Origin of the sequence: Rhizobium lentis, assembly GCF_017352135.1 — a bacterium.
GTDB classification, from domain to species: Bacteria; Pseudomonadota; Alphaproteobacteria; order Rhizobiales; family Rhizobiaceae; genus Rhizobium; species Rhizobium lentis.
The window spans coordinates 2273731-2297832 of sequence record NZ_CP071454.1; the positions used below are offsets into that span (position 1 = coordinate 2273731).

The 24102-nt window shown below is 62.2% G+C and carries 21 protein-coding genes, 1 tRNA gene and 2 pseudogenes; 16 read left to right on the forward strand and 8 right to left on the reverse strand.

The window, feature by feature from the left end:
* Nucleotides 1-405: 405 nt before the first annotated feature.
* The 3 genes from J0663_RS10950 (at nt 406) to J0663_RS10960 (ending at nt 4483) form a co-directional block, all read left to right on the forward strand.
* Complete coding sequence (locus J0663_RS10950) at nt 406-2403, forward strand: methyl-accepting chemotaxis protein (RefSeq protein WP_207240379.1); 1998 nt, start codon at nt 406-408, stop codon at nt 2401-2403.
* Between the two features lie 362 nt (nt 2404-2765).
* Entirely contained in the window at nt 2766-4283 is a 1518-nt protein-coding gene (locus J0663_RS10955) for an ATP-binding protein (RefSeq protein WP_207240380.1), read from the forward strand.
* A 123-nt stretch (nt 4284-4406) separates the two neighbouring features.
* Nucleotides 4407-4483, forward strand: a tRNA-Arg gene (locus J0663_RS10960).
* A 109-nt stretch (nt 4484-4592) separates the two neighbouring features.
* Here the strand turns inward: J0663_RS10960 and J0663_RS10965 are convergent.
* Both J0663_RS10965 and J0663_RS31210 read right to left on the reverse strand, forming a co-directional pair.
* Nucleotides 4593-4838, reverse strand: a complete 246-nt coding sequence (locus J0663_RS10965; RefSeq protein ID WP_207240381.1) for a DUF982 domain-containing protein — start codon at nt 4836-4838, stop codon at nt 4593-4595.
* 198 nt (nt 4839-5036) lie between these two features.
* Nucleotides 5037-5461, reverse strand: a pseudogene (locus J0663_RS31210) (hypothetical protein).
* Nucleotide 5462: 1 nt separating this feature from the next.
* Here J0663_RS31210 and J0663_RS10970 point away from each other — a divergent pair.
* A pseudogene (locus J0663_RS10970) lies at nt 5463-5906 on the forward strand (hypothetical protein); the annotation flags it as partial.
* A 275-nt stretch (nt 5907-6181) separates the two neighbouring features.
* Here the strand turns inward: J0663_RS10970 and J0663_RS10975 are convergent.
* On the reverse strand, nt 6182-6709 hold the full coding sequence (locus J0663_RS10975) for a BA14K family protein (protein ID WP_207240382.1): 528 nt from the start codon (nt 6707-6709) through the stop codon (nt 6182-6184).
* A 214-nt stretch (nt 6710-6923) separates the two neighbouring features.
* On the opposite strand from J0663_RS10975, the gene J0663_RS10980 reads away from it, so the two are divergent.
* From J0663_RS10980 to J0663_RS11015, 8 genes are all read left to right on the forward strand, one after another.
* The gene (locus J0663_RS10980; protein ID WP_207240383.1) at nt 6924-7244 is read left to right on the forward strand and encodes a hypothetical protein; all 321 of its coding nucleotides are present in this window, start codon (nt 6924-6926) and stop codon (nt 7242-7244) included.
* A 189-nt stretch (nt 7245-7433) separates the two neighbouring features.
* A complete protein-coding gene (locus tag J0663_RS10985; protein WP_207240384.1) occupies nt 7434-7805 on the forward strand; it encodes a cell surface protein in 372 nt (123 codons plus the stop codon).
* A 153-nt stretch (nt 7806-7958) separates the two neighbouring features.
* Nucleotides 7959-8261 carry a hypothetical protein gene (locus J0663_RS10990; RefSeq protein ID WP_207240385.1) on the forward strand — a complete coding sequence of 101 codons (303 nt, stop codon included), beginning with the start codon at nt 7959-7961 and terminating at the stop codon, nt 8259-8261.
* Between the two features lie 225 nt (nt 8262-8486).
* Nucleotides 8487-9155: a class I SAM-dependent methyltransferase gene (locus J0663_RS10995; RefSeq protein ID WP_207240386.1), complete on the forward strand. Its 669-nt coding sequence runs from the start codon at nt 8487-8489 to the stop codon at nt 9153-9155.
* Between the two features lie 321 nt (nt 9156-9476).
* Nucleotides 9477-10358 (forward strand): aldo/keto reductase, encoded by an 882-nt coding sequence (locus J0663_RS11000; protein ID WP_207240387.1) that lies wholly within the window; start codon nt 9477-9479, stop codon nt 10356-10358.
* 576 nt (nt 10359-10934) lie between these two features.
* The gene (locus tag J0663_RS11005) at nt 10935-12209 is read left to right on the forward strand and encodes an alpha/beta hydrolase (protein WP_207240388.1); all 1275 of its coding nucleotides are present in this window, start codon (nt 10935-10937) and stop codon (nt 12207-12209) included.
* A 180-nt stretch (nt 12210-12389) separates the two neighbouring features.
* A complete protein-coding gene (locus tag J0663_RS11010) occupies nt 12390-13640 on the forward strand; it encodes an NAD(P)/FAD-dependent oxidoreductase (RefSeq protein WP_207240389.1) in 1251 nt (416 codons plus the stop codon).
* Nucleotides 13641-13658: 18 nt separating this feature from the next.
* A complete protein-coding gene (locus J0663_RS11015; RefSeq protein WP_207240390.1) occupies nt 13659-14696 on the forward strand; it encodes a proline racemase family protein in 1038 nt (345 codons plus the stop codon).
* 43 nt (nt 14697-14739) lie between these two features.
* Here the strand turns inward: J0663_RS11015 and J0663_RS11020 are convergent, their stop codons facing one another.
* The 3 genes from J0663_RS11020 to J0663_RS11030 all read right to left on the reverse strand — a co-directional run bounded on the left by J0663_RS11020 (nt 14740) and on the right by J0663_RS11030 (nt 18733).
* Nucleotides 14740-16248, reverse strand: a complete 1509-nt coding sequence (locus tag J0663_RS11020; protein WP_425504989.1) for a putative bifunctional diguanylate cyclase/phosphodiesterase — start codon at nt 16246-16248, stop codon at nt 14740-14742.
* A 508-nt stretch (nt 16249-16756) separates the two neighbouring features.
* Entirely contained in the window at nt 16757-17113 is a 357-nt protein-coding gene (locus J0663_RS11025) for a nuclear transport factor 2 family protein (protein WP_207240392.1), read from the reverse strand.
* An 87-nt stretch (nt 17114-17200) separates the two neighbouring features.
* Nucleotides 17201-18733 (reverse strand): winged helix-turn-helix domain-containing protein, encoded by a 1533-nt coding sequence (locus J0663_RS11030; RefSeq protein WP_207240393.1) that lies wholly within the window; start codon nt 18731-18733, stop codon nt 17201-17203.
* Between the two features lie 117 nt (nt 18734-18850).
* Between J0663_RS11030 and J0663_RS11035 the strand changes: the two genes are divergently transcribed.
* Together J0663_RS11035 and J0663_RS11040 are read left to right on the forward strand one after the other, a co-directional pair.
* Nucleotides 18851-19285: a cupin domain-containing protein gene (locus tag J0663_RS11035; RefSeq protein WP_207240394.1), complete on the forward strand. Its 435-nt coding sequence runs from the start codon at nt 18851-18853 to the stop codon at nt 19283-19285.
* Between the two features lie 67 nt (nt 19286-19352).
* Nucleotides 19353-19835 carry a RidA family protein gene (locus J0663_RS11040; RefSeq protein WP_207240395.1) on the forward strand — a complete coding sequence of 161 codons (483 nt, stop codon included), beginning with the start codon at nt 19353-19355 and terminating at the stop codon, nt 19833-19835.
* A gap of 101 nt (nt 19836-19936) precedes the next feature.
* Here the strand turns inward: J0663_RS11040 and J0663_RS11045 are convergent, their stop codons facing one another.
* Together J0663_RS11045 and J0663_RS11050 are read right to left on the reverse strand one after the other, a co-directional pair.
* Nucleotides 19937-20407, reverse strand: coding sequence for an RbsD/FucU family protein (locus J0663_RS11045; RefSeq protein WP_207240396.1), 471 nt, complete (start codon nt 20405-20407; stop codon nt 19937-19939).
* Nucleotides 20391-21638 carry an ROK family transcriptional regulator gene (locus J0663_RS11050; protein ID WP_207240397.1) on the reverse strand — a complete coding sequence of 416 codons (1248 nt, stop codon included), beginning with the start codon at nt 21636-21638 and terminating at the stop codon, nt 20391-20393. The genes J0663_RS11045 and J0663_RS11050 overlap by 17 nt, the downstream gene beginning before the upstream one ends.
* Before the next feature lie 225 nt (nt 21639-21863).
* Here J0663_RS11050 and J0663_RS11055 point away from each other — a divergent pair, with 225 nt between their 5' ends.
* The gene (locus J0663_RS11055; RefSeq protein ID WP_207240398.1) at nt 21864-22883 is read left to right on the forward strand and encodes a sugar ABC transporter substrate-binding protein; all 1020 of its coding nucleotides are present in this window, start codon (nt 21864-21866) and stop codon (nt 22881-22883) included.
* A gap of 152 nt (nt 22884-23035) precedes the next feature.
* Nucleotides 23036-24100 (forward strand): ABC transporter permease, encoded by a 1065-nt coding sequence (locus J0663_RS11060; protein ID WP_207240399.1) that lies wholly within the window; start codon nt 23036-23038, stop codon nt 24098-24100.
* Nucleotides 24101-24102 lie beyond the last annotated feature (2 nt).

Sequence of the window (24102 nt, forward strand, 5' to 3'; positions counted from 1 at the left end):
CGGAGTGCGGCCCTTCTTGAATTTGCATAGTGCAAGGAGCGTTGTTTTTCGAACGGGCGGGCCATGAAGGCCTTGAGTGACCGGACGTGCGGCGGCTTATACGGACGAAGCCCGCCAAAGTCAATTATACCGGATCATTTCACTTGCGGTGCCAAATTAAGGACGGTTTTCACACACTGAAGTGTTAATAAAATCGCGCTGCTCCGTGAAGTTGTAATTTGCCGCCAAGCACGCCGATCGTCTTGGTTTTCAGCGGTTTGCGCCTCGGGCCGACGCGGGAATGGATCATTTTCGCAGTCATAATCGTAAATATTAGAAATCTAACTTTAATCAATTTCCCCGATAATCCGATCATCGGCTGGAATTTGCTTTCCAGGCAGTGTGGGGTAGCTAGGAGGCATTGCATTGAAGATCCGCGGGAAAATAAATCTGCTGGTTTGCGTCATGGGCGCCGTCGCCCTTCTGATCGGCGCAACGGCATTGTCCGCCATGCATGAATACAGCCGTAATCTCACGGCCTATGAGCACGCCGCTGCCCGCGCCTATGCCGGTGAACGCCTCAACCGTTTCGTCACCGCCGTCGTCATGGAATCGCGCGGCATTTATGCGGCCAAGACGATCAAGGATACGCCGAATTTCGCCAAGGGCCTGACGGCCGCCCTGGATGAGATCGACAAGGTCATCGCCAACTGGGCGCCGCTCGTTCCCGAAAGCGAGAAGGCCGATTTCGCCAAGCTCGTCTCCCGCGCCGCCGAATTCCGCACGTTCCGCACGGAGACGGCCCGCCTCGGCACGGAAGTCGGTCCCGAGGCAGCCAGCCAGCAGGGCAACAACGAGGCCAACCGCGCCAACCGCAAGGCCTTCCAGGCGGAAATCGACGCGGTCGTCGCCACCGATAAGGCGGCGCTCGAAGCCGTCAACGCCGAGATCGAAAGTTTCCGCAGCTGGGTCCTGATGCTGGTGCTCAGCATCACCGGCATCGGTATCGCCGTCGGCATCGGTATGGGCTTTTATATCGGCACCAGCCATCTCAGCAGCCCGATCAAGCGTGTCACCCATGCGATCAAGGAGGTCGCCGACGGCAATTTCGAGGCCGAGGTTCCCTATGCCGGCCGCCAGGACGAAATCGGCGAAATGGCCGCTGCGGTCGCTGTCTTCAAGGAGAACGGCCTTGCCGTCAAGCGCCTGAACGCCCAGGAAGCGGCAATGCGCGCCAAGAGCGATGATCTGCAGTCGAGCATGTCTGTCGTCGTGGCCGCCGCTGCCGCCGGCGATTTCAGCCACCGCATCGACAAGGACTATCAGGACGAGAACCTCAACCAGTTCGCCGGCAACATCAACATGCTGCTCTCGAGCGTCGATGCCGGCATTGGCGAGACCCGCCGCGTCATTGCAAGCCTTGCCGAAGGCGACCTGACCCAGACGATGAACGGCAAATTCCAGGGCGCCTTCGCCGAGCTGCAGCAGAATGTCAACAACAGCTTCGTAACGCTGCAGGCGACCATGCGCGAAGTGCGCGAGACGACGGAAGCGATGAACGCCAACACCGCCGAGCTGCGCAATGCCAGCGACGATCTGTCGAAGCGCACCGAACAGCAGGCTGCCGCCCTCGAGCAGACCTCGGCGGCGCTCGACGAGATTACCGCCGTCGTCCAGAACTCTACCGAACGGGCGCATGAAGCCACCGTCATGGTGTCCGAAGCCAAGGAAAATGCCGGCCGCTCCGGCGTCGTCGTGCGTAATGCCGTCGAGGCCATGGGCCGCATCGAACAGGCCTCGCGCGAAATCAGCCAGATCATCAACGTCATCGACGAGATCGCCTTCCAGACCAACCTCCTGGCCCTGAATGCCGGTGTCGAGGCAGCGCGCGCCGGTGAGGCCGGCAAGGGCTTCGCAGTGGTCGCGCAGGAAGTGCGCGAACTCGCCCAGCGTTCGGCGACGGCCGCCAAGGACATCAAGGCGCTGATCACCAAATCGGGCGACGAGGTGCAGGTCGGCGTCAAGCTCGTCCAGGCGACCGGCGAGGCGCTGTCCGAAATCGGCACCCGCGTCATTGCCATCAACGATCATATCCATTCGATCGCCACGGCCGCCGTCGAGCAGTCGACTGGCCTCAAGGAGGTCAATACCGCCGTCAACCAGATGGATCAGGTGACCCAGCAGAATGCGGCGATGGTGGAGGAGACCTCCGCCGCCACGCACAGGCTTTCGGCCGAGGCCAACGGGCTGGTGCACCTCATCGCCCGCTTCAAGCTGTCGGATGCGGCGGCACCCGTGGCGCTCGTGCGCAACGAGCCGCAGAGGCAGCCGGTCGCCTCGCCCGCCCGCCGGGCGATCGCCAAGGTCGCCCGCGCCTTCGGCGGCAATGCGGCGCCTGCCGAACAGAGCTGGGAAGAATTTTAAGCTCGATTGATCACGCCGTCTTCTAACGCCGCCTCCGGGCGGCGTTCGTTCTTTCTGCCCGCGCCGGGCAAAGACCCCGCCCCAAATCCCTCCCAACAAGGGCAGGGGCTTAACCTGCGGCACCACCGGCGCTTCCCACTTAATCGTTCTATCCGCTGAAAGGCTGATATTTGCTGCCCGCGGGCGCCACAAATTAGTCCCTCCCCCTTGTGGCGAGGGGTTGGGGGGCTTCTTCCAGGCCGGACGTTTCTTTGTGACGACGTGACGCTGTTCGCAAAGATTTGAAAGCGGAGCGTCTTGGTCTAATATAAGAGTTCCAGCGGTGAGGGCGGTTCCAATGCTGCCGATCGGGCGAGACGAAAATGCCGGTGCGTGATCAGGGCGACAATCCTTCGGCGGAAGACCCGGCGGCTGGCGAGGCTGCCAGGGGGCGGTGCCCGTCTGGCATGTTCGGCGGACTGTCGGGCAAGCTGCTCTGGCTCACGGTTATCTTCATCATGCTCGCCGAAATCCTGATCTTCTTCCCTTCGGTCGCCAGCATGCGTCTACGCTGGTTGCAGGAGAGGCTGAACACGGCCGCCGCTGCCGCCATCGTCATCGACGGGCTGCAGCCGGTCGAGCTGCCGCGCGCCTTGCAGAAGGAGACGCTCGAGGCGACCGGCACCAAGGCTATCGTGCTGCGCAAGGAAGGCACGTCGCGGCTGCTGGCGACGACCGACATGCCGACCTCGGTCGACGAGTCCTACGACCTCACCGACGTGCCGCCGCTGACGGCGATCCGCGATGCGCTCGACACCCTCATCTTCGGCGGCAGCAGGATGATCCGCGTCTATGGCCCCGTCGGCGACACCAATACCGGCGTCGAGGTGGTGATGAAGGACCGGCAGCTGCGCACGGCGATGTTCGGCTATTCCCGCAACATGCTGCTGCTTTCGGTGCTGATCTCGCTCTTCACCGCGACGCTGATCTTCTTTGCGATCAACCGCATTCTCATCGGCCCGATTCGCCGGCTGACGGGCAGCATGCAGCAATTCTCCTCCGATCCGGAAAATCCGGCGCATATCTATATCGGGGACGGCGGCCGCGACGAGCTGGCGGTGGCCGGCCGTAACCTCACTTCGATGCAGATGGAGCTGCAAAAGACGCTGAAGCAGCAGAAAAACCTCGCCGCCCTCGGGCTGGCGGTTTCCAAGATCAATCACGACATGCGCAATATCCTGGCCTCGGCCCAGCTGATGTCGGACCGGCTCGTCGATGTCGAGGATCCGATGGTCAAGAGCTTCGCGCCGAAGCTCTTGCGCACCATCGACCGCGCCGTCGGTTATACGACGGAAGTGCTGTCCTATGGCAAGGCGAGCGAATCGGCGCCTCGCCGCCGCCACGTCCGGCTGCTGGAACTGACGCAGGACGTCAAGGACATGCTGGCGATCGAGCCGCAAAGCGGCATCGAGTTTGTCGAGCAGTTCGCGAGCGATCTCGAGGTCGATGCCGATGGCGAGCAGCTTTTCCGGGTCATTCACAATCTCTGCCGCAACGCGCTGCAGGCGCTGACCTCGCCGGGCGAGGGCGGCCCAGGCGCCATCCGGCGCATCACCGTTTCCGCCCAGCGCGTCGGCAGCGTCGTCAGCATCACGGTGGACGATACCGGTCCCGGCATGCCGCTGAAGGCGCGCCAGAACCTCTTTGCCGCCTTCCGCGGCTCGGCCCGTTCCGGCGGCACCGGCCTCGGCCTTACCATTGCCCGCGAGCTGGTGCTCGCCCATGGCGGCACCATCGCGCTGGTGGAAAAGCCGACGGTCGGCACCCAGTTCCGTGTCGAGATCCCCGATCGCCCGGTTTCGCTGGACGATTACCGCAACCGGACACAGAGCGAGAAGTAAAAGCTTTTCGCCGGGGCGCGACCCTTCCGGACAAAGACGCGATTTTTTCAGAAATGCTCTTGCATTGTCCGAAAGGACCCTTTAGAGGATCGCCCACGCAAGCGGCACCGCCGCAATTTGCACGCACCCGTAGCTCAGCTGGATAGAGCACCAGACTACGAATCTGGGGGTCAGGAGTTCGAATCTCTTCGGGTGCGCCATTCTCTTCCTAATGCATCAGCAAAGCCCGTTTTCGGAAATGGTTGGCGCGCCGACGCCTCGATCATCGCTTCGCCTCGTAAAGGTGTCCGCACGAGATAAGTCGCCGGCTCATTCCTTGATCGGGATTCCGGCTTCGATCGCAGCTTCGATGAAAGCCTGCCGCGCCTCTTCCCGGTTTCGTTTTCCCGACATGACATCGGCGCAAACCGCGCAGGCCCTGTCCAGGGCCGGGCCTTCTTCGGTCGGCCAGTCTTCGATCAGCGCCCATGTTGCGGCCTGGGTCGTCCGGATGACCACCCACTGATCCGGGCCTTCAAGGGCAACCGTCACCGGCTTCTTCCAATTGGTTTGCATGACTGCAGGATCTCCACTGCGTATTCTCCGCCGCCTGCTCGCCTAAGGCAATTGATCCGGCGTGTCGAGGTGCCGTCTGAACGAGACGTCTTCTGGAGGAGTGAGCTGCTTACTGAAACGCCGGCATGTTTATCTCCAGCCGCAGCTTCTCCTCGGCCGCTGCCGTCTCTGCCGCTAGACTAGGCGGCAAAGGAAAATCTATTGAGCGTTCGGATGCTCTCTCTCATAGGCTTCCCTCTCTTTCTTCCCGAACAGGGCTGAGTAAAAACCGCTGCAAACCAGATATGAACACGCATCCGGGTTGCCGGTTTGCCATCCCGGCTGGCAGAGGACGACGCGCTGGAATTTGGCATTGCAAAGTCCGTGGTTTGCCAAGAGCCGCGGGTCGTTTCCGAAATACGCGCTTATGGCTTCGTCGCGAGTCCATGCAGGAACGATTTTCCAATCAGCGGCGCCGCCCTCAGCGCTTACATTGCCGGTCGCACAGAATGACCAATTGGATATCGTGATCGGATGATCGCAGGGAAAGCCTGGACGGCGCTTCCCAGCAAGATCGACATCAACGCCAGCAGCCGCTGGCCATAGACCATAGCACCCTTGTCCCTCATGCCGTCCTTTCGCATCCCGGCGTTCACGTCGCTGAGCGCGAATGCCTGCCGCGCCTTCTTCCGCGTCGTCATCGAGCACGTCGCCCATGCCGGCCTGGAAAACGGGAGGCTTGTCGTGACGCATCCGCAATTCGTGTCCTACGGCGTGACCGGCGAATATGTGGCGGATGCGCTCGACGAGCTGGAATATAAGGGGCTCCTCAAGGTTCGCCGCGGCCGGGCGGGGAGCGGGGTCGCCCATCCCAACCTATTCACGCTCACCTTCGTCGGGGACCACGAAGGCGCGCCGGCAACCGACGAGTGGAAGCGATGTACGGCCCAAAGGTGCCGGAAATGGTCCGAGACCGACCGCAGGATTGCCGCCGACAAGCGCGGCCGCCTCGGTCGGAAGAAAAAAACCTCACTTCGGGATCCCGAAATTCCCCCGCTTCGGGAATCCGAAATTCGCCGTGCTTCATAAGCCGTCGGCAGGGAGGAAGATGCAATGATTTCAATGCCGCGACCTATTTCGGGATTCCGAACTGCTATATAGATTTTGGTGGGAGTTACAGGCATCGGCAGATGACAGCGAGCCGGAAGCCGATGGAGAGCGCCGGCGGAGCTTGTGAAGCGACGTCAGACGGAATTATCGCCGGCCGGATTGCGCTTCGCCGGTATTCTATGCCGAGACGCCTCGCGGACAGATCGCGAGAGCGTGGGCGGCCGCCGGGTCGGGCGACCGCCGCGGCCGTGCTATCAGTACGGGCCTATGCACTGACGGCGGGGTCCGTAATAGGGCTGGAAGGTATTGTCGAATGCCCTGTACGAACGATAGCGCGCATAGCACCAGCGCTCGTGGGCGCCGGCGCCATAATAGCGTGACGATACATAGCTGCCATACGGGCGCCCATAGTAGGCGTAGGGCCGGCCATAATAGGCGTAGGGCCGACGGTAATAGCCATAGGGCGAGCCGTAATAGCCGTAGGGCGAGCCGTAATACGAACCGTAATAGGGCTGCGACAAGGCGCTGCCGAGAATGGTGCCGACAGCCAGGCCACCCAAGGCCCAACCCCAGTCTGCTCCATGATGATGACGATAACCCCGATAATACCCGCCTCGGTAATGACGACCACCCCAGTGACCGCCTCGGCCACGCCACTGCACCTGTTCTATCCGCTGCTGTGATTCGATCCTGGGTGGGTTGATGGCCGGAAACGCCTGAGCCGGAGTGATGCCGGGGACACTTATGATCAAGCACAACGCGGCGACGCTAAGCTTTCTCATGACTGTTCTCCTCTACTCCTCCAGGAGTAGGACAGATCTTCCCCTCCTGAACAAAGGTGAACGCATGAAGTCCGCAGATGTTCCCTGGACGGGAAGATCAGCGTTGGTAAATCTCATCGCACCGCGAGGGGTGCCGATGGCTGCCTAGTTTCGCGCAACCTTCCTCATGTATCAGGCCTGACAATCTTTAAGGCGCTTTCGGCCGGAGGAATGCATGAGGGTGGGAATTTATCGGGCTCTGGCCGTGCTCGCGACGATGACGGCGCTTGCCGGCTGCGTCGACCATGCAAACGCGCCCGTGCTTCTGCCCGTCGGTGTGCCGGTCAATCCGCCGGTCGTCGCTCAAAGCATCTGCGTGACCGACGGCAATGCCATGTATGACGAGGCGAAAAAGCAGTATCAGCTGCGCGCCCAGCTGACCGGCTATGCCGAGGCCGATGCGCTGGAGGCCGAAACGACGGCGCGGGCCGCCGCCCACCGGCAATATGTGGCGTGCCTCTCCGGCCAGGGATACCGGGCATTATACGCGAATTGAGAATAGAGAATTCGCATTTCTGATCAGCGTCCGCCGAGCTCTTCCCCTGATCGCGACCTTTCACGTTTTCTCGCGAAAAGCTCACCTGGGATCGCCTGCAATCACGAGTTTTGGAAGTCATTGCTGCGCACGGAACCGAGCGTGTCGGAGAGGATTTTGCAGAGATAAATCCACGAAGGAGGGTTTATCATGAAGATCGTCAGTTTTGTCCGTTCCGCCCTCGCACTCGGTGCCGTTCTCGCCCTCGCGCCGATCGGCCCAACCCGGGCAGCTCCCGTTCAAACGGTTCAGCCGCCCCATATTTCTCAAGCAAAAACCTTGCAATATAAGCCACATGCCGGGCTCTGGCATGGCTATCGAGGCTTCCGAGCCGAGCAGCCCGGCACTCGCCGCCATTCCGATGGTTCCTGGTATCCGCTTGCCGCTTTCGGCGTCGAAGCCGGCACCACCGGCTCCGTTGTCCACCAGCCGGTGAACAGACCGGCGGCTCCGACAATGTGCAACCCTACGTTTTCTGGATCGATCGGTCCCGGCAGCATGCCCTGTGATAACGGCTATTGAGCCGGCAAATGAAAAGGCGGCGCGAGCCGCCTTTTTCCTGCTTCGGGGCGCCGCTCACATGTTCGTGACCTCCATTGAGGTGCGGTAGATTGTGACAAATCGGCTTCCTAACTCCTCGGCGTAAATGCACGTAATCCTCCCAAGGAGACGACAATGATCACGACGTTCAAGAGTGGCCTGGCGGCCGCAGCCCTCGGCGCACTGATCGGCCTTTCCGCGTTCTCGGCTGAAGCCGTTCCGCTCCAGTCGAGCGCGACGGAACAGGGCGCAGTCGAGCAGCAGCCGGTTGCCCGGGATGGGAACCGGGTGCAGCGCGACAGGCAAACGACCGGTTCGATCGGTGAGCGCGGCGCGGATACGATGAGTTCGCCCTACATGATGGATCCGAAAAAGCCGCTGAACATGGGCTGCAAGCTCGGTTTCAACCCCTCGAGCAGCTCCAGCTGCAACTATTGATGCCTCGGCACCGGTGAGGGGCGGCTTTCGGGCCGCCCCTTTCCGTACCGAGGACGGTGCCCCGCCTTTCCAGCCTTCCACGCATGTCGCACAGGTGCAAAATCATCGCAGACGCCGTAGAAATGCCGGCTCGCAAGCGCGATTGACGTCTCTGCCTTGGAATTGCCATGCTGGCCGCGATGGTCGCATTGATAATCAATTGAATTTCAAAAAGGTGGGACAGTCATGACCGCAAAGGCTGCATGTTCGGATTTCCTGCATTTTTTCCGTTCCTGGATCAGCAATCCGCTTCGAGTGGCTGCCATCGCGCCGTCGGGAGATTCACTTGCCAGGATCATCACCAGCGAAATTGCCGCACTTGACGGGCCGATCATCGAACTCGGGCCGGGGACGGGTGTGTTCACCCGGGCGCTGCTCGCCCGCGGCATCAGTGAAGCGGATCTGACGCTGATCGAGTATGGCCCGGAATTTATCGATGCGCTGCAGGCGCGTTTTCCGGCGGCACGCATATTGCAGATGGACGCGGCCCACCTTGCCCAGGCCGATATTTTCGACGGCGAGCCGGTTGGCGCCGTCATCAGCGGCCTGCCGCTTCTGTCCATGTCGCCGCGCAAGATCGCCTCGATCCTTGCCGGCGTCTTTACCTATATGCGGCCGGGCGGGGCGGTCTATCAGTTTACCTATGGCCCGCGCTGCCCGGTGCCGCGGCCGATCCTCGACCGCCTCGGCCTGAAGGCCGTGCGCATCGGCGGCACGGTCCGCAATCTGCCGCCGGCGTCCGTCTACCGGATCTCGCGCCGCAAGCCGCTGGAACTGTCGCGCGAGCGCTTTCGGTATCGTGACGGGGAAGCCGACATCGATGTCGCCGCCTTTTCCGACGAATCCGCCGGCTGAACGGATCACTGGCCGAGCGCAAGCGGCAGGCTCGACGCAGCGCGACCGATAGTCCGATGCAGGGCTACGGCGCCGGCGATGTTTTCGGTGCCCTCCCTGTTATCCCCGCAGGTGCCGTCCTATATCTGCAAGCGTCACGGCGGCCGCATTCCCGATATCGCCGCCGGCGGATCATCACGATGCCGGGCATCTTAGGGCAGACATTCACAATCGAAGACATCCTCGACAGCGCCGCATCCCGTGGCCCGCGCTGTCGGACCGTCCGGCTTTCGGCCGCTCCACCGACTTTGAACGTTTTCATTGATCAAGAGAGGAAAGATCATGTCCAGTCACAATGCAGCCAAGTCAGGCACCTTCAGGATCGGCGGCGAGATCGAAGTCAATCGTCTCGGCTTCGGCGCCATGCGCGTCACCGGTAACGGCATCTGGGGCGAACCGGCCGATCATGCCGAATCCATCCGCACCCTGAAGCGCCTGCCGGAGCTCGGCGTCAATTTCATCGATACGGCCGATTCCTACGGTCCCGATGTCTCCGAATGGCTGATCAAGGAAGCGCTGCATCCCTATGGCGCAGGATCCATCATCGCCACCAAGGGCGGCCTGACCCGCCACGGTCCCGATATCTGGCTGCCGGTCGGCCGGCCCGAATATCTGATCCAGCAGGCGCATAAGAGCCTGCGCAATCTCGGCCTCGAGCAGATCGACCTCTGGCAGCTCCACCGCATCGACCCGAAGGTTCCGGCCAAGGAGCAGTTCGATGCGATCAAGTCGCTGCTCGATGCTGGTCTCATCCGCCATGCGGGTCTGAGCGAAGTCTCCGTCGCCGACATTGAGGCGGCCTCGAAACACTTTAAGGTCGCCACTGTCCAGAACCGCTACAATCTTGTCGATCGCACCAGCGAGGACGTGCTCGACTATTGCGCCAAGCACAATATCGGCTTCATTCCCTGGTATCCGCTCGCCGCCGGCGATCTGGCAAAGCCGGGCTCGCTGCTCGATACGATCGCCAGAAGGCACAATGCCGCGCCGAGCCAGATCGCTCTCGCCTGGGTGCTGAAGCGTAGCCCGGTGATGCTGCCGATTCCCGGCACCTCGAAGGTCAAACATCTCGAGGAAAACGTCGCGGCGGTCGATATCACGCTGTCGGACGAAGAGTTCTCGGCACTCGATGCCGAGGGCCGGAGGGTTTTCAAAGCGGCTTGATTGAAGCCTCAATGCAGGCCGGTTTGCGCTGGTGGCTGCCCACCCCGTAAAGACGGGGAGAGGGGACGTGCCATACGACAGCGAGGTGGGAACGGAGAGGGGGCGGCATATCACCTTCGCCCCGCGAGCGGGGGGCGAGCTTTCGACAATTTCCCAGAGCCGCATTTTTCAGCAAAATTTTGACCATCTGGTCAAACATGCTGCAAAATGAGGCGTTAACCCGTCATTTTAAGGGCGCGCCATGCATTCACTGCATTGCTGCATTGCGGTAATTTCGCTATTCGTGCTCAAATGAATGGGGTATCACTATCTTCGTAAGCAGCGCACTCCTCCTCCCAAGCGCTCTTACATCGGACTGACAACACTCCTCCTCCCAGTTGTCAGTCAGGATCAAGAGCCTGGCGCACCTCCTCCCGCGCCAGGCTCTTTTCTTTTCCCCCTACAAATTCACGGGTTGCCGAGGCAGCCCTGCCATTGCGCCGGCATTGCTTCACCCGCGGTTTGACTCGACATGCATCGTCGGACTATTTGAAACTGTGCCGCCCGTCCGGCGCGTGAACCGATTGGAGTTTGGTCATGATCGGCAAATGGCGCGGCCGTGCGGCTCTGGCAGGGATTCTGGTCGCAACGATGGTGATCGCCGGCTGCGGCGGCAGGCCGGTCGGCGTCATGCAGGCGGCCGGCACCGTGCCGCCGGGCACCTCGAAGGTCGATCTCCTGGTGGCGACGACGCGCGCTGCCGACGACAATCCCGCTGTGCTTTTCTCCGGCGAACGCGGCACGGGGCTTGCAGTCAATGCCGTCGATGTCTCGATCCCACCGGAAGCCAATCGCAAGGTCGGCCAGGTGCAATGGCCGAAGCGCCTGCCGGCCGATCCACTCCGTGACTTCGTCACCGTTTCCGTCGATCCGCTTGAGGGCGAGCGGGCAGGCGAGAGCTGGCTGAAGAGCCATATGCCGAAGAGCCGCCGCGTGCTCGTCTTCGTGCACGGCTTCAACAATCGTTATGAAGACGCCGTCTACCGCTTCGCCCAGATCGTCCATGATTCGCATGCCGACGTCGCCCCCGTCGTCTTCACCTGGCCGTCGCGCGCCAGCATCTTCGATTACAATTACGACAAGGAAAGCACCAACTATTCCCGCGACGCGCTGGAGGAACTGCTGACCCGCACCGCCGCCAATCCGGCCGTCAGCGACGTCACCATCATGGCCCATTCGATGGGCACCTGGCTGACCGTCGAGGCGCTCCGGCAGATGGCGATCCGCAACGGTCACGTCGCTTCGAAGATCAACAATGTCATCCTTGCCTCGCCGGATCTCGATGTAGACGTCTTCGGCCGCCAGTTCGCAAGTCTCGGCAAGGACCGGCCGCATTTCACCATCTTCGTCTCCAGGGATGATCGCGCCCTGGCGCTGTCGCGGCGCATCTCCGGCAATGTCGATCGGCTCGGCCAGATTGATCCTTCGGCCGAACCCTACCGCAGCAAGCTGGAAGCCGCCGGCATCACCGTGCTCGATCTGACCAAGCTCAAGGGCGGCGACCGGCTGAACCACGGCAAGTTCGCCGAAAGCCCTGAGGTGGTGAAGCTGATCGGCGACCGGCTGATTGCCGGGCAGACGATCACTGATTCCAATGTCGGCCTCGGCGAGGCCGTCGGCGCGGTGGCGATGGGGGCGGCCCAGACGGCCGGAAGTGCCGTCAGCGTCGCCGTCAGCACGCCGATCGCGATCTTCGATCCGCGCACCCGACGCAATTACGATGCGCAGCTGAAGCGCCTCGGCCAGTCGATGGACAATACCGTCGGTTCGGTCGGCGACAGCGTCGGGGCGAGCCTGCCCGAAAGCCAGTAAAACCACACAACTATTCCAGCAGAGTGCACGGCGCTTTCGTGTTTCGCAAGTGCGTAAAAACAAGGAGATCGAGAATCTCCCTGTTTCGTAGAAAACGGAAATTCTCTAGGCAGTGCCGCTGATCTGATATATCAGATGACGAAGCGGCGATCCTCTCTGCCGTCTGGGTAGGTTGATGGCATGGCGGATGAGACGAAGAAGAAGGTTGTGGTCGTCGGCGCAGGCGTGATCGGCGCCTCGATCGCTTTCGAATTGCAGCGACGTGGTTTGCAGGTCACTTTGGTCGATAAGGGCGAGCCCGGACGCGGCACCTCTTTCGGCAACATGGCGAGCATCGCGCTCGATTTTGCCGCCAGCTCCGGCCCATCGACCTGGAAGAAGATCCCTGGCTGGCTCATCGACCCCGAAGGCCCCGTCTGGCTGCGCCCGTCCTATGCCGGCAAGATCCTGCCCTGGTTCCTGCGCTTCCTTGCCGCCGGCCGGCCGTCACGGCTCCGGGAAATCGAGGATGCTGGCATGAGCCTGTCGAGCCGGGCGCTCGGCGATTTCCGTCAGATGCTGCAGACGATCGGCGCATCCGAAATGCTGACCGAGGAAGGCTGCCTGGCGATCTACGAGACGGAGGCGGAATTTGCCGCTGATCGCGCCCATCTCGCCATGATGCAGCGCTACGGCCTCGATTTCGAGGTCTTGAGCAATGGCGCCATCCAATATTATGAGCCCGCCCTTTCGCCTGTTATCGCCAAGGCGGTGCTGCTGCCCGACAACAAGTCGGTCCGCGACCCCTATAAACTGGTAGTCAAACTGGCCGACGCGGCCAAAGCTGCGGGTGCAACCTTCGTCTCCGGCGCTGTCAGGAACATCGAGCGCAAGGGTGACGGCACCGTCGTCGTACTCCTCGATGATAGCAGCCGCATCGAGGCCGGTTCGGTTGTGCTTGCGGCCGGCGTCCACACCCGTTTCCTCGCCGAAAAGCTCGGTGAGCCGATTCCGCTTGAAACCGAACGCGGCTATCACACCCAGATCATGAAGCCCGGCATCTCGATGCGCTATTCGGTGATCTGGCCGCATCGGGCTTTCATGGTGACGCCGACGGCGGGCGGCATCCGCGTCGGCGGCAATGTCGAGCTTGCCGGTCTCGACGCCCCGCCCGATTTCCGCCGCCCGCGGGTGCTGGTGCGCCATGCCCAGCGAGTGCTGCCCGGCCTGAAGGCCGAGGAGGCGACCGAATGGATGGGCCATCGCCCAGCGCTGCCCGACACGATCCCGATCATTTCGTCGTCCTCGAAAATGCCCGGAGTTTTCTACGCCACCGGCCACGGCCATCTCGGCCTGACCTATGCCGCGACGACAGCGCTAGTGATTGCCGATATGGTAAGCGGAGCGACACCGCCGGTCGATGTCACCCCGTTCCGCATAGACCGATATTGAGGATCTGGAGATTTCGATATGAGATGGAAGCGCACGATTCAGCTGCTGGATGTTCATGCCGAAGGCGAGATCGGCCGTGTGGCAATCGGCGGCGTGCCGAAGATCCCCGGCGATACCATCGCCGCCCAGCTGCATTGGCTGAACACCGATCCGAAAGGCGATGAGCTTCGCCGCTTTCTCTGCCTCGAGCCGCGCGGCGCGCCGATCGGCTCGGTCAACCTGCTGCTGCCGGCACGCCACCCGCAAGCCGATGCCGCCTTCATCATCCTGCAGCCCGACCAGGCGCATGCGAGCTCCGGCTCGAACTCGATCTGCGTGACGACGGCGCTGCTCGAATCCGGTATCGTCGAGATGCAGGAGCCGGAGACGGTCTTGACGCTCGAGACCGCCGCCGGCCTCGTCAAGGCGACGGCCACCTGCCGTGACGGGCGCTGCGAAAAGGTGAAGCTCACCATGGTGCCGTCTTTCGTGCATGAGCTCGACGTCGAAATCGACACGCCGCATTGGGGAAAGATCAAGGCCGATCTCTGCTATGGCGGCATTTTCTATGCGCTGGTCGATGTCGGCCAGATCAACCTGACAATTGAGAAGGCCAATGCCGCCGGCCTCGTCCAGGCCGGCATGATCCTGAAAGAACTGATCAACCGCGACATCAAGGTCGTCCATCCCGAGATCCCGGCCATTTCGGGCGTCGCTTATGTGATGTTCCGCGATACCGAGGCCGACGGCACGGTGCGCACCTGCACCACCATGTGGCCGGGCCGCGCCGACCGCTCGCCGTGCGGCACCGGCAATTCCGCCAATCTTGCCACCCTTCATGCCCGCGGCAAGGCCAAGGTCGGCGATACCTTCACCTCGAAATCGATCATCGGCTCCGAATTCGAAGTCGGCCTGCAGGCGCTGACCGAGGTCGCCGGCCGCCCGGCCGTCATCCCCACCATCACCGGCCGCGGCTTCACCTTCGGCCTCACCCAGGTCGCCCTCGACCCCTTCGACCCCCATCCCGGCGGCTTCGCCCTGACGGATGTCTGGGGGCCATCGGCGGGGGAGATTTGAGCGACCAAGTCGGAAGCCGAGCCACGGCATCCGCCAATGACGATCACCCGCGTTGCGAAAGTCCGGCGCTGACGTGGTCTGCGGCAAGGCTTTCGGCCGGCGCCGGCCTGCCGAGCAGGTAGCCTTGGCCGATGTCGCAGCCGAGATCCTGAAGCCTTTGACGTTGACTCTCCTCTTCGATGCCTTCGGCGGTGATCGTTACGCCAAGTCCCGTACCGAGGGCGATGATCGCCTTGATTACTTTGTCCTGCTTGTCGTTGGTTTCGAACGAAGAGACGAAACTCCTGTCGATCTTGATTTTGTCGAACCGGTAGCTGGAGAGCTGCGAGAGGCTGGAATAGCCTGTTCCGAAGTCGTCGAGAGCGATCCTGACGCCCGCGTTCACCAGATCGTCGAGGACGATTCGTGCGGTGACGGCATCTTGGATGATGGCGCTCTCCGTCACCTCAAGTTCGATCCTGTGGGCGGGCAGGCCGACATCGCCCAATATCTTGAGAATTCTGAGCCCCAGCAACCGGTCGCTGAGTTGGATCGGAGACAGGTTGAACGACAGGACCAGATTGCTTGGCCAGCTAAGCGCATCGGTGCAGGCGTGGCGAAGCAGCTGGTCCGTCAGTTCGACGATCAGGCCGGCTTCCTCCGCCACGGGAATGAATTCGCTCGGCGGGACGAATTCGCCGGAAGCAGTCTTCCAGCGCGCCAGCGCCTCGAAGCCGATTATCTCATTGGTCTTCAGGTCGACGAGCGGCTGATAATAGGGAACGATTTCAGCGTTCCTGATGGCTGATCTCAGATCCGCTTCCACCCGAATCCGTTTTGCCAGCTCGTCATGCATCGAAACGACGAAGGGCTTCACCAGATTGCGCCCCTGCTTTTTTGCCACATACATCGCACAGTCCGAATGCCGAATGACCTGGCTGAGTTCGTCGTCGTTCTCCGGATAAAGGGCGAAGCCGACGCTGGCGCCGAGATCGACGGCGATCCCATTGAACGTGAATGGTTTGCTGATCACGCTGACAATGCGGTTGCCCAAGGCGACAAGATCAGGATTTCCGGTCCGCCGTGCCAGCACGACGAACTCATCGCCACCAAGGCGGAAAACGCGATCGCGGGGAAAGAGGGAAGAGAGCCGCTGCGCAACCGCCTTCAGCACCGCATCACCGTGATCGTGCCCCAGGAGGTCGTTGACCTTCTTGAAGCCGTCGAGATCGATGCTGAACACGGCATAGCTTTCCTGTGTCCTCTGATCGCTCATCGACTGCGCGCAGACGGACTCCAGAAATCTGCGGTTGGGCAATTCGGTCAGCGTATCGTGACAGGCGATCCAATCGACGTTCTTTTCCGCCTGCAGCCTGCGGTTAACCTCCCTCGAAAGATCCCGGATTCTCAGCGCCGAATAAATAAGCCCGAGAAAGCCGGAGATGTTCAGGGCGAGGAGTGCGTGGTCGAGCGGATAATCATGATGCTTCTCGATGAACTCATCCAGGCCCTCATGCCACTCGAAGTGCCAGGATAGGCAGAAGAGAGCCAGGAAGATCGAGAGCCATGCCAATATCTCCCTCTGGGGTCTGGTTGGTTGGATGCGAGGCATAAAAGCAGGCTCCTGGTGTGTGAAGAACCATCATGGCCAGTTCGGAAGACCGCGTCGTCCGCGACAAATCTCGATCGACGACCCCTGTCGCCGAATGCCGGTAACCGAATATCAGTGTGGTCTTCGAAGGTTAATGCCGCGTTTCGGCGGCGTATGCTTGGGCGTTTCGCTGCGCGCAACGGATATCCTTGTCGCAAATCGGATGCGGCTCAGTGCGCTCCACGCCGGGGCACTGCTCGCTGCATGCAGCGAGCGCCGGCACACCCGCCTGTCCTTCGAGGCCCTGCAGGGCATCTCAGGACAAGGCTCTCTTGGGTGTCGGGGGCTCGCCTCAACGCCTGGAGGGCGGCCACCGGCGCCGAGCGACATTCACCCGTTCTGATAGACGAACGGATCTACCTCGGCCCGTGCACCGCCTCTTTGGGGTGGATAACGGCCCTTACGCAGCATGCGACCCGGCTCGCCCAATTCAGATAGCGTCCCGGATGTCGAAGCGGGCCACCTTGCCGTCCCGAAACCGGAACACGTGCCCAACCATCTTCTGTTCTTGGAGCGGTTGGCCTTGCAGGTCACGGACCGATTGCCGGACGTCTGCGATGATTGCGCCGTCCGCCGTTCGGTTAAAATCGACCGGCTCGACGTGGGGATCGATCATCGTCCATTGACGCGTCCAATATTCCCGCACCGCCTCGCGGCCATGGACGTGGCCGCCATCCATGCCGTTTGCCCAGACGACATCGTCGGCAAGCGCTGCCAGCACGGCGTCTATGTCGCGCTCGTTGAAGCGCTCGTAGATGCGTTGGAGAGTTTTGATATCGTCGTCCATTGCCTTCTCCTTGCAGAGGTGCGGGGTTGGATTTCGCCCGGCTTCTCGACGAACCACCTCGGTCATTTTGCTCTGGGCGGCCACCGGTTAAAGGTCCGCCACCCGCAGCAACTCGTTCAGGCGGGTCGCCCATTCCCTGTTGCCATCGCGGAGCGGACCAAGCGCATCGCCGGCAGTTTCGGGAAGATCGCTTGCGGCGGTAGCAAAGCGATGGGCCTGCTGTCGATGTCCCGCGGCCGCGTGGCAGCACGCCTGGAGGCGCAGCAGCGCCGGCCAGTCGGGCCGCGCCTTCAGCGCCCGGCGCCCGGTATCGAGCGCGCCCTCGACGTCGCCCGAAAAGAACAACGCCAGCATCAGCAGGCTGAACCAGACGCCGTTCTGCGGATCGTGCGGATTAAGCTCGAGACCATGGGCCAGCGGCTTGCGCGCGCCGGCCGCATCGCCTGAAAAGAGCCGGGCCATGCCGAGGACGAGATGCCCGAGGGCGAAGCTCGGACCCAGTTCGATGGATCGTTCCGCGGCGAGAATCGCCTGATCGGCCCGGTCCGTATAGGCCGATACGATCGCCAGCGCATAATGCGAGTAGGGGTTGCGGGCGTCGAGATAGATTGCCCTCAGCGCTGCATCCAACCCTTCCTTCCCGTCCGCGCCGGGGTTTTCCGTCCAGCCATAGGCGATGAGGCCGGCATTGACCCGCGCCCGCCAGATCTGCGCCTCCGGAAGCATGGGATCGAGTTCCGCCGCCTCGCGGAAGAAGCCGCGCGCCAGGCGGTGGGTTGGCCGCGTGACCTTGTGAAACTGGAATGTGCCTTGCCGCACGAGATCCCAGGCGGTGATGTTGCCGGTGTGCGGCGCCACCGGCAGCCCGTGGCGCAACAGCAGCTCGGGCTCGACCGCCGCTGCGATCCGCTCGGCAATGGCGTCCTGCACAGCAAACAGCTCGGCCAGCTGAAGATCGTAATGCTCGGACCAGACGGTGGCGCCCTTGGCCGCGTCGGCGAGGTGCACCGATATCCGGATCCGGTCGCCGCTATAGCGGATCGTCCCGTCCACCAGAAAATCGACGCCAAGGTCGAGCGCGACCGATTGCGGATCCCGCGAGCCGTTTCTCCGGGTGAAACTCGCCCCGCGTGACGCGACGCGGAACCATCTGAACCGGGCAAGCGCCATGATCAGGTCGTCGGCGATACCGTCGGCCAGATACTGTCTTTCGGCATCGCTGCCGAGATTTTCGAACGGCAGGACGGCAATCGCCGGGATGGATCTGGCCCCGCCATGCCGGTCGCCATCGGCCCCGTCGGTGCGGCTCTCCACGGGAGCGGCAAACCTGTATCCGACCCGCGGCACCGTGACGATCCATTCACTGCCGTCCAAGGCCGGGCCGAGCAGTTTGCGGAGGGCTGCGATCTGAACGGAAAGATTGCTTTCCTCGACCGCCAATCCCGGCCAGACCGCATCCATCAGGGCCGACTTCGACACGACGGCGCCCTGTGCCGACAGCAGAACGGCAAGCAGCGAAGCGCCGCGGGCGCCGATGGCGACGGGCCGGTCGTCGCGAAGCAGGCATCCGTTCTCGGCGATGAATTCGAAGTGGCCGAATGCAAGGTGCTGGGTGTTCATGGTCGGAATGATACGCCGATTTCGCAGTTTTTCGGAATTATTCGGCCTCCCTTCAGGACTTGCGCCGGCTGTGCGCGCAGAGTCTGCTCCATTGTCTGGGTTGAAGAGGTGAGAGCGATGAAGAGCGAAGCAAGGCAAGCGAAAACGCCTCCTGCATTGACCGCCAAGATCGTCCGCGCCAGCGCCGGCCATGTCGCCAAGCAGGGATCGGTCTACCGCTCGGGTGTCTCGGCACAAAGCGTCGGATCAAGCATGCTGTGGCTCGGGGCGATTTCGCTGCCGGCCGGCAGGCGAACCAGCGCCCATCGCCATAAGGGGCACGAGACGGCCCTGCTCATGACCGCCGGCCAGGAGATCGAGATCTGGTCCGGGGCGGCGCTCGAACGGTGCGAAATGATCCGCCCCGGCGACTACCTGTTCATTCCGGCAGGCGTTCCCCATGTGGCCGTCAATCGCAGCACTGAAGACGCCGAGTTCCTCGGCGCCCGTAATGACCCGGCCGCCAACGAAAGTGTCGTTCTGATGCCGGAACTCGACGAGATCGTACCCTGATGCATGTCGCCCCGGAACTGTCCGAGGCTTTGGCGCGGCATGCTCTAACCACACCGGGAGGTGTATTATGGCCATCATCGAACAACGCCTGGCCGAAATGGGTCTGGAATTGCCCGAGCCTTTGAAGGTCCGCGATGGGCTGCGCCTGCCATTCACCTGGGTTCGCCTGCGCGGCAGCCGCGCTTACATCTCGGGCCATGTCGCCTGCAACCGCGATGGAACACTGGCAAAGCCCCTTGGCAAGGTTGGCGACCAGGTTTCGCCGGAGGAGGGATACGCGTCGGCTCGGCTCGTTGCGCTCGCCCATCTCGCCAGTCTCAAGCGGGCCGTCGGAGACCTCGATCGGGTTACGGCATGGCTGCGCGTCTTCGCCATGGTGAATGTTGCTCCTGACTTCAACGAGACGCCGCTGGTCACCAACGGCTATTCCGATCTGATATTGGAACTCTACGGTCCCGATGCCGGCGCCCACGCCCGTTCCTCCATCGGCATGGCCATTCCTCTGAATGCGCCGGTGAACTGCGAAGCGGAAGTCGAAATCGACGGGTGACGCCAGCGCATCGGCCCGAAAATCGGAACTGATCTTCGAGCCGATGCGTGGGTTCAAATTAGAGCGTCCTTGGCGGGCCGAAAGCACGCATCGTGCTCGATTTAATAAACGAAAGGATCCACCTCGGCCGGCGCACCCGCCTCCTTCGGATAGATCACGCCCTTGCGCAGGATGATGTTGGCATAAAGCCGGGGTTCGCTGGTTTGGATCAGCGCATGGGCGGCCCGCACCCGGCCGTAGAAATCCGCGCCGACGAGCGGCACAACCTGCCGATGCGGTTCGTGGTGGGCGCAGCAGTCGATCATCTCCTCGTGCACGGGATCGAGCTTGTCGCGCTCGGCCTTGACGGTCGAGCGGAAAATTGCTTCCGGCACGAAATCGTCGATCGGCAGCACGCTGAGCACGGCATTGAGGACCGGGATCAGGCGGTGCCCGTCGAGCCGGATCAGTCGGCGCGCATGTTCGACGCCTGGATAATTGCCGTCGACGATGGCGATTTCGTCGCCGTGGCCCATGGCCCGAAGCGTAAAAAGCAATTCCGGGCTCAAGAGCGGATCAAGTCCCTTCAGCATGGTCTACCTCCTTGAAGAGTACGTTCTGATCGGTGAGGTAACGCGAAAAGATCGGCAGGCTGGCGCCGCCGATGGCGCGTGCCTGCGCGCCGACCGCGCCCTCGATGATTTCGGGCATGACGACGCCCTGCAGGTCGAGCTTGGCGGCCTCGTCGATCGTCGCCTGCACGATGCGGCTGCGTACCCAATGGGGAAAGCCGCCGTCGATGACGGCGGCGCTGAAATCGACGATTGAGGCGGCCGCCACGATCGCCTGGGCCAGCGCCTTGGCGGTGTCTTGGATCCAGGTGTCCATCGGTTCGCCGAAATCCACCCAGTCGTCGGCCGAATACCAGAGCGGCTCGGGATCGATGCCGCGCTCGCGCAGCATGTTTTCGAGCACGAAGATCGAGGCGATTTCGAGCAGTTGCTTGGTTTCGCCGTTCCTGTCGCGCACGGGCAAGGGCCCGATCGCGCCTGCCGTGCCGGTACGGCCGGAAAAGATCGCCGAATTCAGGACGATGCCGCCGCCGATGAAGGAGCCGATGAAGAAATAGACGAAGTCGGGATAGGAGGGGCCGACGCCGAAGACGAGTTCGGCACCGCAGGCGCTGGTCGCATCGTTCTGCAGGAAGACCGGATGCGAGACGCGGGCGGCGACATCGGCCTGCAGGTCGACATCCCGCCACACCTCCATTGCGCCGGGCGGCGCGCCCACCTCCTCGGCCCAGTTCCAGAGTTCGAAAGGGGCGGCGATGCCGAGGCCGGCAATGCGGCCGCGCTGCCTGTCGTCGAGCCGACTTTCGATCTCCTCGATGCCTGCGGTGACGAAGGCGAGGATTTCATGCGGCAGCGGATAGGCATAGGTCTGGTGCAGCTGCATGCGGATGCGGCCGACGAAATCCATCAGCACCAGGTCGGCGCTACGCCGGCCCATCTTCAGGCCGAAGGAATAGACGGCGTCGGGATTGAGATGCATCGGGATCGATGGCTGGCCGACACGGCCGCGCACCGGCGCTCCGCGCGACAGCAGCCCTTCCTTTTCCAGGACCCGCATGATCACGGAGACAGTCTGCGCCGACAGCCCGCTGCGGCGCGCGATATCGGCCTTCGACAAAGCGCCGTAGAGGCGCACCAGCGACAGCACGAGCCGTTCGTTGTAGGCCCGCACCCTGACCTGGTTCGCACCACCGGCCGGATTTAGAATTGGCGGCGGGACCGGTGTGTGTTCCGGTCCATCCAAAGACGACATGGCCGCTCCTCCCGATTGTTGGCCTATGCCCTAACTCAATTGAGCATGCCACATCGAATTAATAATTCAATTGGATTTATTTATTGACAAGCGGATTTCTTTTCGCTCTTAATTGCCATCGTCAAGGGCACGGGCGGCTATGGGAGCGTCAGCAATCCACGCCGAAGTGCCATATCTGAAGATCCCGGCCCGCAGGGGCGGCGCCGGTCACTCTGGGAGGAGTTCATGAAGAAATCAGTTCTCGCTTTCGGCGCGCTCGCACTCGGCGTTGCCTTCTCCGCACCGGCCATGGCGGCTGACGTTTCCGCCTGCCTGATCACCAAGACCGACACCAACCCCTTCTTCGTCAAGATGAAGGAAGGCGCGACGGCCAAGGCCAAGGAACTCGGCGTTTCGCTGAAGTCCTACGCCGGCAAGGTCGACGGTGACAGCGAAAGCCAGGTCGCTGCGATCGAAAGCTGCATTGCCGACGGCGCGAAGGGCATTCTGCTAACGGCTTCCGACACCAAGGGCATCGTTTCTTCGGTCAAGAAGGCCCGTGATGCCGGCGTGCTGGTCATCGCGCTCGACACGCCGCTCGAGCCGGCCGATGCTGCCGACGCCACCTTCGCCACCGACAACCTGCTCGCCGGCAAGCTGATCGGCCAGTGGGCCAAGGAAACGCTCGGCGACAAGGCCAAGGACGCCAAGGTCGGCTTCCTCGACCTGACGCCGTCGCAGCCGACGGTCGACGTCCTGCGCGACCAGGGCTTCATGATGGGCTTCGGTATCGACCCGAAGAACCCGGACAAGATCGGCGACGAAGACGACAAGCGCATCGTCGGTCATGACGTGACCAACGGCAACGAGGAAGGCGGCCGCAAGGCCATGGAAAACCTTCTGCAGAAGGATCCGAGCATCAACGTCATCCACACGATCAACGAACCGGCCGCTGTCGGCGCCTATCAGGCGCTGAAGGCTGTCGGCATGGAAAAGAACGTCCTGATCGTCTCGGTCGACGGCGGCTGCCCGGGCGTCAAGTCGGTCAAGGAAGGCGTCATCGGCGCCACCTCGCAGCAATATCCGCTGCTGATGGCGTCGCTCGGCATCGAGGCGATCAAAAAGTTCGCCGATAGCGGCGAAAAGCCGAAGCCGACCGAAGGCAAGTCCTTCTTCGATACCGGCGTTTCGCTCGTCACCGACAAGCCGGTCGCCGGCGTCAAGTCGATCGACACCAAGGAAGGCACGGACAAGTGCTGGGGCTAAGCCCGATCTTTTGAAAGAGAGAACGGCCGGGGCTTGATCCCCGGCCGTTTTGGACGGACGATGCGCCGTCGCCCCACCGGCTAAGCAATGAACGGATCAACAAGGGTGACGGCCTCCGCGCGAATTCGGCGCGCGGATGCGGAGGAGGAACCATGACCGGAGCACAGGAATTCGAACGCGTCCTCGACGGCAGCGACAAGAACGTCGCCTCCTTCGAGCACCAGAGCGTCCCGCTGATTAAGCGTGCCCAGCATTTTCTGCACTCGACGCCGGCCGCCGTGCCGCTGATCGTGCTGGTGCTGGCGATCATCATCTTCGGGGCGACGATCGGCGAGCGCTTCTTCTCGTCCTACACCCTGACCCTGATCCTGCAGCAGATCGCCATCGTCGGCATTCTCGGCGCGGCCCAGACGCTGGTCATCCTGACGGCCGGCATCGATCTTTCGATCGGCGTCATCATGGTGATTTCGGCCGTTATCATGGGCAATGTCGCCATCACTTACGGCATACCGACGCCGATCGCAGTGATTTCGGGCCTTCTGGTCGGCGGCCTCTGCGGCCTGCTGAACGGCTTCCTCGTCGCCTTCATGAAGCTGCCGCCCTTCATCGTCACTCTCGGCACCTGGAACATCGTCATGGCGACGAATTTCATCTATTCCGCCAATGAGACGATCCGAGACGCAGATGTCGACGCACAGGCGCCGCTGCTGCATCTTTTCGCGGCTAGCTTCAAGCTCGGCACCGCCGTGCTCACCCTCGGCGTCATCGCCATGGTGCTGCTCGTCCTGCTGCTCTGGTATGTACTCAATCACACCGCCTGGGGCCGGCATGTCTATGCGGTCGGCGACGATCCGGAGGCGGCCAAGCTTTCCGGTATCCAGGCCAAGAAGGTGCTGCTGACCGTCTATACCATCTCGGGCATCATCGCCGCCTTCGCCGCCTGGGTCTCGATCGGCCGCAACGGCTCGATTTCCCCGTCCTCGGCCGTCACCGATTATAACCTGCAGGCGATCACCGCGACGGTGATCGGCGGCATCTCGCTCTTCGGTGGCCGCGGCTCCATTCTCGGCACGCTGTTCGGCGCCATGATCGTCGGCGTCGTGTCGATGGGCCTCAACATGCTCGGTGCCGACCCGCAATGGAAGGTTCTTTTGACAGGCGTGCTGATCATCGCCGCCGTCGCCATCGATCAGTGGATCAGAAAGGTTTCGGTGTGACC